The sequence below is a fragment of the Microbacterium sp. genome (assembly GCF_036277215.1).
Taxonomy (GTDB): Bacteria; Actinomycetota; Actinomycetes; order Actinomycetales; family Microbacteriaceae; genus Microbacterium.
The window spans coordinates 1-7489 of the sequence record NZ_DASUNI010000137.1 but is presented as its reverse complement, the minus strand read 5'-3'; the positions used below and the strand labels follow the sequence as shown (position 1 = coordinate 7489).

The following is a 7489-nucleotide window of genomic DNA, read 5'->3' as shown; positions in this document are numbered from 1 at the left end:
GGCCGTGTTCGAGGACGCGTACATCCTGATCGCGAACCAGAAGATCTCGAACATCAAGGACCTTCTGCCGATCGTCGACAAGGTGATCCAGGACGGCAAGGAGCTCGTCATCATCGCCGAGGACGTCGAGGGCGAGGCGCTTGCGACTCTCGTGCTCAACAAGATCCGCGGCATCTTCAAGTCGGCTGCCGTCAAGGCTCCCGGCTTCGGTGACCGTCGCAAGGCGCAGCTGCAGGACATCGCCATCCTCACGGGTGGTCAGGTCGTCACCGAGGAGGTCGGACTCAAGCTTGAGAACGCCACCCTCGACCTGCTCGGCCGCGCCCGCAAGGTGATCATCACCAAGGACGAGACCACCATCATCGAGGGTGCCGGCGAGCCCGCGCAGATCGAGGGTCGCGTGACCCAGATCCGTCGCGAGATCGACAACACCGACAGCGACTACGACCGCGAGAAGCTCCAGGAGCGCCTCGCGAAGCTCGCCGGTGGCGTTGCCGTCATCAAGGCCGGCGCAGCGACCGAGGTCGAGCTCAAGGAGCGCAAGCACCGCATCGAGGACGCCGTTCGCAACGCGAAGGCGGCCGTCGAGGAGGGCATCGTCCCCGGTGGTGGCGTCGCGCTCATCCAGGCCGGCAAGATCGCCTTCGACACGCTCGACCTCAAGGGTGACGAGGCGACCGGTGCCAACATCGTCCGCGTCGCCATCGAGGCCCCGCTCAAGCAGATCGCGCTCAACGCCGGTCTCGAGCCCGGCGTCGTCGCGAACAAGGTCGCGGAGCTGCCTGCGGGTCACGGCCTCAACGCCGCGACCGGCGAGTACGGCGACCTCTTCGCTCAGGGCATCATCGACCCGGCCAAGGTCACGCGCTCGGCGCTGCAGAACGCTGCATCGATCGCCGCGCTGTTCCTGACGACCGAGGCCGTTGTGGCTGACAAGCCGGAGAAGGCGTCGGCTCCGGCCGGCGACCCGACCGGTGGCATGGACTTCTAAGCCCACGCTGTAGACAGAAGAGCCCCGGCTTCGGCCGGGGCTCTTCTGCGTCGGCACCGCGGTCAGCGGAACAGGCTCATCGACGCCTGCTCGGCGTCGGCGTACTGGCGCCCGGCGGTGGCGAGGGCGGTGTTGATGCCCGCCAGGCTGTCCTCGACGTTGCGCTGCGTGGCGCGCCACTGATCCACGACCGTCGAGAACGCGACCGACGCGCTGCCCGTCCAGCTGGACTGCAGCTGCGTGAGCTGCACGAGCATCGCCTGCGTCTCGGCCTGCAGGCGGTCGATCGTGCCGCGCACTGCGGCGGTGGTGGCGAGTACGGCGTCGCTGTCGACGGAGAAGACGGCCATGGGAACTCCTTGCTCGGTCAGTGGAGTCCTCACGATAGGAGCGCAAGCCGCGGTGGTGCGCCGCAGACCCGGCGCCTGTCGACGCGGACGGACGCCGCGGGCGCTGGGGAGGAACCGGCGTTCACTCGGTCGACGGCTCCACGCGATCGAGCGGCTTCGTCTCGAGCATCACGTCCTCCGAGGTGTCGCGCGCCGGAGCCAGCGGGATAGCCACGCGGAAAGTGGCTCCGCCGCCAGGCGTATCCGTCACAGTCACCGTCCCGTGGTGCGCCTCCACGATCGAGGCGACGATCGACAGCCCGAGCCCGGTCCCTCCGGTCTCCCGAGCGCGCGAGGTGTCGGCGCGCCAGAAGCGCTGGAAGATCTGGTCGCGGATCTGCTCGGGGATGCCCTCGCCGTGGTCGGCGACCTCGATCCACCCCATGCCCGCCTCAGCGTCGACGCCGACCCGCAGATCGATCGGCGTGTCGTCCGAGGTGAAGCGGCGAGCGTTTCCCAGCAGATTGGCGACCACCTGCCGGATGCGGTTCTCGTCGCCCATCACGATCGGGGGAGTCGTCACCCCGACGGCGGCCGACGCGACCGGAACGGCGGACGGCGCTTCGCCGACAGCGGATGCCGAGGCTGCAGAAACCGGGCGGGGTTTGCGCCGCAGGAGCGAGAGCGCACCGCCGCCGGCGCGGGCGATCGCCGAGGTCGGGGGGCCTGCTCTCCGGCGGGCGCTCTCGACCGAGTCGGGCGGCTCCTCGGCCGACGGGGTGGGAACCGGCACGTACTCGATGGTCGTGTCGTACACCGTGACGGGACGAAGCGGCGAGGTCGCGCGCACGTCCAGCGCGGCATCCCGAGCGATCGGCCGCAGGTCGACGGGTCCGACCACGACGTCACGACGCTCGTCGAGGCGCGCCAGCGCGAGCAGGTCCTCGACGAGGACCCCCATTCGCACGGCCTCCTTCTCGATGCGGTCCATCGCCTGCCCGACATCGTCGTCGCCCGAGATCGCGCCCATCCGGTAGAGCTCTGCGTACCCGCGCACCGTGACGAGGGGTGTGCGCAGCTCGTGGCTCGCGTCGCCGATGAAGCGGCGCATCTGCTTCACCGAGGAGTCGCGCTGCGAGATCGCGAAGTCCACCCGGCCGAGCATCGTGTTGATCGCGGTCTTGAGCCGGCCGACCTCGGTCGTGGTCGGCTCGATGTCGGTCATCCGCTGGCTGAAGTCGCCGGCCGCGATCGCCATCGCGGTGGATTCGACCTGGCCGAGACTTCGGAAGGTGAGCGTCACGAGCCACCGGGTCAGCAGCGCGCCGCTGATGATGGTGATCACCGCGAGGATGCTGTAGATCCCGAGGAACGTGCCGACGGTCTGATTGACGGTCGACATGGGCAGCGCGACCATCTGCGTGAAGAAGCCGGTGATCCCGCGCACCTCCACCGGCGCCACGCTCGCGCGGAACTTCGCGCCGCTCTCGGCGTCCTCCAGCGCGAAGGGCTCGGTCCCGCGGGTGATGGTGGTCTCCAGCGCGTAGGTCTCGGGGAAGTCCGGCGACGGTCCGCCCGCCCCGCCCGCGCTGATCTGGAACGCACCGGGCGCGACGGGGGAGTAGATCGCGATGAAGTAGTCGGTGGGCGGCGCTTCGGTCTTCTCCGTGAACTGCACGTCCCCGCCGACGACCTCGATGTCGAGCAGACTGCTCGCGACATCCGTCCGCACCAACTGGTCGAGCTGGGAATCGAGGTTCGCGATGAGCGCATTGCGGAAGAAGACCGTCGCTCCGGCGCCGGTGGCGAACAGGCCGATCGCAAGCACCGCGACCGTGACCCCCGTCACTTTCGCGCGCAGGCTGAGGCCACGCCACCCTCGGGTGACCGCATCCGTCTTGTTCGCCAGGGCGGCCCCTCTGGATCAGGGACCGCGTCAGGCGGTCTTGCCGGCTTTGAGCATGTACCCGAAGCCGCGCTTGGTCTGGATGAGCGGTTCGGAGGAGTGAGGGTCGATCTTGCGGCGCAGGTACGAGATGTAGCTCTCCACGATTCCGGCGTCGCCGTTGAAGTCGTACTCCCACACGTGGTCGAGGATCTGCGCCTTCGACAACACCCGGTTCGGGTTGAGCATGAGGTAGCGCAGAAGCTTGAACTCGGTCGGGCTGAGATCGATGGATGCCTCGCCGACGAGGACGTCGTGGGTGTCCTGATCCATCGTCAGCTCACCTGCCCGGATGACGGACTCCTCGTCGGCCTGCATCGTGCGGCGCAGGATCGCCTGGATGCGAGCGACGATCTCGTCGAGGCTGAACGGCTTGGTGACGTAGTCGTCGCCGCCGGCGTTCAGGCCCGTGATCTTGTCTTCGGTCTCGTCTTTGGCGGTGAGGAAGAGGATCGGTGCGGTGTAGCCGGCTCCGCGCAGGCGCTTGGTCACGCTGAAGCCGTTCATGTCGGGGAGCATGACGTCGAGGATGATCAGGTCGGGCTCTTCCTCGAGCACAGCCGAGATCGTCTGGGCACCGTTGGAGACGGCCCTGACCTGGAACCCGGCGAATCGAAGGCTCGTGATGAGCAGGTCGCGGATGTTCGGCTCGTCGTCGACGACCAGGATGCGCGGTGCGGTCATGCCCTCATTATGGCCACCGAAGCCATGCCCTGTCTGGATATCGGCCGGAGCGGCCCCGATCAGTCCAGGCACGCGCGCACGGCGCGCTCGACGACCGGACGCACCTCGGCGTCGGGGTCGACGGTGAGTCGGTGGAACACGAGACCGTCCCCAGCCGCCATCAGCATGCGGGCGGCCTCCGCCGGATGGGCCGCACCGATGTGCCCGAGCAGGGCGGTCGTCCATTCGACGTACAACCCGCGCTGCTCGAGGAGGGGTGCAAGCAGAGTCGGGTCGCGCCTGCCCTCGAGGAACATGGCATAGCGCGCTCGGGTCCGAGGTGCGAATACCTCGGTCTGGGCGACGATGAACCCGGAAAGCGCATCGATCAGCTCATCAGGTGTCGTGATCTCGAGTGCCCCGCCGGCCGCGAACTCGGCACGCTCCGTCTCGGCGATCCACGTCGTGACACCCGCCACCAGCGCGTCGCGAGTCCGGAACCAATTCGACGTCGATCCCTTCGGCAAGCTCGCACGCTCGTCCACGCGCGCGTGTGTGAGGGCGCGGATGCCCTGCTCGCCGACCAGTTCGACGGCGGCATCCAAGGCTCTGTCGCGTGTCGTGCTCACACGTCGACGATAGGCTCAACCGGCTTACTACGAAAGTAGTGACACGGCACTACAGAAGTAGTATCCTCGCGCCATGAACGAGAAGATGGATGCCGGGGCCGTCTCCCAGCGCATGGTGACGGTGGCCGGCCTCAACATGCACGTTGTCGAGGCTGGTTCCGGAACGCCGGTGCTGCTGCTCCACGGATTCCCGCAGAGCTCCCGCGAGTTCAGCAGAGTGATGGCCGATCTCAGCCGCAGCGCACGCGTGATCGCTGCCGATCTGCGTGGCGCCGGGCAGACCGACGCACCGCCGGGGGGTTACGACGCCGACACTCTCGTCGCGGACGTCATCGGGCTGCTCGATGCTCTCGGTATCGACCGCGTCGCGCTGGTGGCGCACGACTGGAGCGCGCTCGTCGGTTTCGACCTCTGCCTGCTCCATCCCGATCGCGTAAGCAGCTTCGTGGCCATTGCCGTGCCCGCGCCCTACATCCGGATGACGCCGAAGCTCGCCGGTGCCATGATGCGCGCCATGCCGCACCTGTGGTTCCAGTGGGTCATCGCAACGCCGGGGCTCGGTCCGCGGCTGCTGTCGCGCGGTCGACAGCGACTCTCGTACTGGCTCCTGCGATCGTTCGAGGTGGGGACGATCCCCGACGACGACGTCGAGGCATATGTGGCTGCCCTGCGAGACCCGGCCAAGGCGCGAGCCGCATCGAAGCTCTACCGGCGCGTGATCCTGCCGGGCTTCATGAACGTCCTCCGCGGGACCTACCACGGCCGGGTGCTGCGCACACGTACCCTTGTGCTGTTCGGCGCCGACGACAACCTGATTCCGCATGATGCGTTGCACGTCTCTCCGGAGGACGCGACCGACCTGACTATCGAGTTCGTGCCCGGCGGCGCCCACTTCCTGGTGGACGACAATCCCGTCGAGGTCGCCCGGCGACTGCGGTCGTTCCTCGAGCTGCCCGGGGGTTGATCGCAGGCTGCACCGCGCCGGTCACGCGCTGCGCGGGTGCAGGGCGACGCAGCAATGAGCGTCCCGCGGCTCCAGAACGGCCTCGCGATCGTCGCCCGCGGCGCCGGCCATGCCGCGCACGAGCTCGACGTTCGCCGAGCAGATGAGCTGAGTGTGGCGAGCCGCCAGCGCATGGAAGGGGCAGTTCTCCAAACGGATGCCGCCGGCACCGTCGTCTCGAGGTGCATACCCGCACGCGACCAGCGCGTTGTAGAGCGGGGCGTGGGCAGCGCCGATCGCCGTGCCGGTGCGGTGGGCCTCGACCCCGAGCGCGGCGTGCATCGTCATTCCCTCGCGGTCGGCTCGCTCGGCCGCTGAGGCCAGCAGCTCGCCGGCCAGCTCGTAGTGACGCTCGGGCATGCTCGCCAGCAGATCGCCGGATGCCGCACTGTAGAGCTTCGTCGGACGCCCCGCGCCAGGGCCGGTGCGCCCGGACAGCCGGCGATACTCGGCGGTCAGCACACCGGCCTCCACCAGTCGGCCGAGATGGACGGCCGCGGTGCTGCGCGGGATGCCGACCGCCGCGGCCGCGTCATCGCGGCTGAGCGGCGATCCGGCGTCGACCACGGCACGATAGAGGCTCCGACGTACGGGCTCACCGAGCGCCGCGAGGGCATCCACGTCGTTGCGTCCGAGGCTCGTCATAGCGCGAGCATATCTAAAAACAGCATTCTTGACAGAAGAATGCACGAGTCCTATCGTCAGGCTCAGCGGCCGAGACACGGCGTTCCCAGGTGCGGCGGCGACCCGCCACCGACTGCGGCGCCGGTGCGCGGCATCCGGGATCTGATCGAGCCGGAAGGAGCGGACATGACTCACATCGTGATCGTCGGCGGGGGAGTCGCGGCCGGGACCGCCGCGAAGACGCTCCGAAAAGAGGGCTTCGACGGCGACGTGACGATCGTCACCGAGGAGGCGCACCCGCCCTATCAGCGCCCACCGCTGTCGAAGGGGTACCTCGCGGGCAAGGAGGGTCTGGATGCCGTGATCCTCCAGCCGGCGGAGTGGTATGCCGATGAGGGCATGGACCTGCGGACCGCGACGCGGGCCGTTGGTCTCGACCCCTCCGCCCACGAGGTGATCCTCGACGACGATTCGGTTCTCGGCTACGACTCCGTGCTGCTGGCGACGGGCGCGACGCCGCGCTCCCTACCGCTCCCGGGCACGGAGCTGCCCGGGGTGCGAACTCTCCGCCGACTCGACGATTCCGACGACCTCGCCGCGCAGCTGCGCGCCGGTGGCAGGCGGCTGGTCATCATCGGATCGGGTTGGATCGGCATGGAGGTCGGTGCGACGGCCCGCGAGCTGGGCAACGACGTCACGGTTCTGGAACGGGACCCGGTGCCGCTCGCGCTGGCTCTCGGCGCCGAGATGGGCGAGGTCTTCCGAGCGCTTCACCTGGAGCACGGCGTCGACCTGCGCACGTCGGTGAACGTCGAGCGCATCATCGGCGGCGAAAGCGCCGAGGGCGTGGTCGTCGATGGCGAGGTCGTGCCTGCCGACATCGTGCTGATCGGCGTCGGGGCAGCGCCGAATACCACCCTCGCCGAAAAGGCCGGGCTCCGCATCCACAACGGGATCCTCACCGATTCGTCGCTGCGCACCGGTGCTCCCGACGTCTACGCCGCAGGGGATGCCGCCAACGCCTACCACCCGGTCATCCAGCGGCACCTGCGCAGCGAGCACTGGGCGAATGCGCTGCACGCAGGTCCGGTCGCGGCTCGCGCGATGCTCGGCATGCCGGCATCCTTTCTCGACATCCCGTACTTCTACACCGACCAGTTCGACCTGAGCATGGAGCTGTCGGGGTACGCCCCTCTCATGGCCGGCGCGCAGCTGGTGGTGCGCGGCGATCGCGGGGCGCGCGAGTTCGTCGCGTTCTGGGTCGACCGCCGGCGGATCGTGGCCGGCATGAACGTCAACGTGTGG

Annotated in this window: 8 protein-coding genes; 3 read left to right on the top strand and 5 right to left on the bottom strand. The window is 68.6% G+C overall.

What is annotated here, in order from left to right:
- Positions 1 to 991 (top strand): chaperonin GroEL (gene groEL, locus VFX99_RS07140; protein WP_329665611.1); only part of this gene is annotated, 991 nt, incomplete at its 5' end.
- Between the two features lie 62 nt (positions 992 to 1053).
- Here groEL and VFX99_RS07135 read toward each other — a convergent pair.
- The 4 genes from VFX99_RS07135 to VFX99_RS07120 all read right to left on the bottom strand — a co-directional run bounded on the left by VFX99_RS07135 (position 1054) and on the right by VFX99_RS07120 (position 4557).
- Complete coding sequence (locus VFX99_RS07135) at positions 1054 to 1341, bottom strand: WXG100 family type VII secretion target (protein WP_329665610.1); 288 nt, start codon at positions 1339 to 1341, stop codon at positions 1054 to 1056.
- Between the two features lie 121 nt (positions 1342 to 1462).
- A complete protein-coding gene (locus VFX99_RS07130) occupies positions 1463 to 3169 on the bottom strand; it encodes a sensor histidine kinase (RefSeq protein WP_329665609.1) in 1707 nt (568 codons plus the stop codon).
- A gap of 87 nt (positions 3170 to 3256) precedes the next feature.
- Positions 3257 to 3949: a response regulator transcription factor gene (locus tag VFX99_RS07125; RefSeq protein WP_329665608.1), complete on the bottom strand. Its 693-nt coding sequence runs from the start codon at positions 3947 to 3949 to the stop codon at positions 3257 to 3259.
- Between the two features lie 59 nt (positions 3950 to 4008).
- Entirely contained in the window at positions 4009 to 4557 is a 549-nt protein-coding gene (locus VFX99_RS07120) for a TetR family transcriptional regulator (RefSeq protein WP_329665607.1), read from the bottom strand.
- A 73-nt stretch (positions 4558 to 4630) separates the two neighbouring features.
- On the opposite strand from VFX99_RS07120, the gene VFX99_RS07115 reads away from it, so the two are divergent.
- Positions 4631 to 5521 carry an alpha/beta fold hydrolase gene (locus tag VFX99_RS07115; protein WP_329665606.1) on the top strand — a complete coding sequence of 297 codons (891 nt, stop codon included), beginning with the start codon at positions 4631 to 4633 and terminating at the stop codon, positions 5519 to 5521.
- A gap of 21 nt (positions 5522 to 5542) precedes the next feature.
- Here VFX99_RS07115 and VFX99_RS07110 read toward each other — a convergent pair whose 3' ends face one another.
- Entirely contained in the window at positions 5543 to 6205 is a 663-nt protein-coding gene (locus VFX99_RS07110) for a helix-turn-helix transcriptional regulator (protein WP_329665605.1), read from the bottom strand.
- A gap of 165 nt (positions 6206 to 6370) precedes the next feature.
- Between VFX99_RS07110 and VFX99_RS07105 the strand changes: the two genes are divergently transcribed.
- On the top strand, positions 6371 to 7489 hold a 1119-nt coding region (locus VFX99_RS07105), incomplete at its 3' end, for an NAD(P)/FAD-dependent oxidoreductase (protein WP_329665604.1).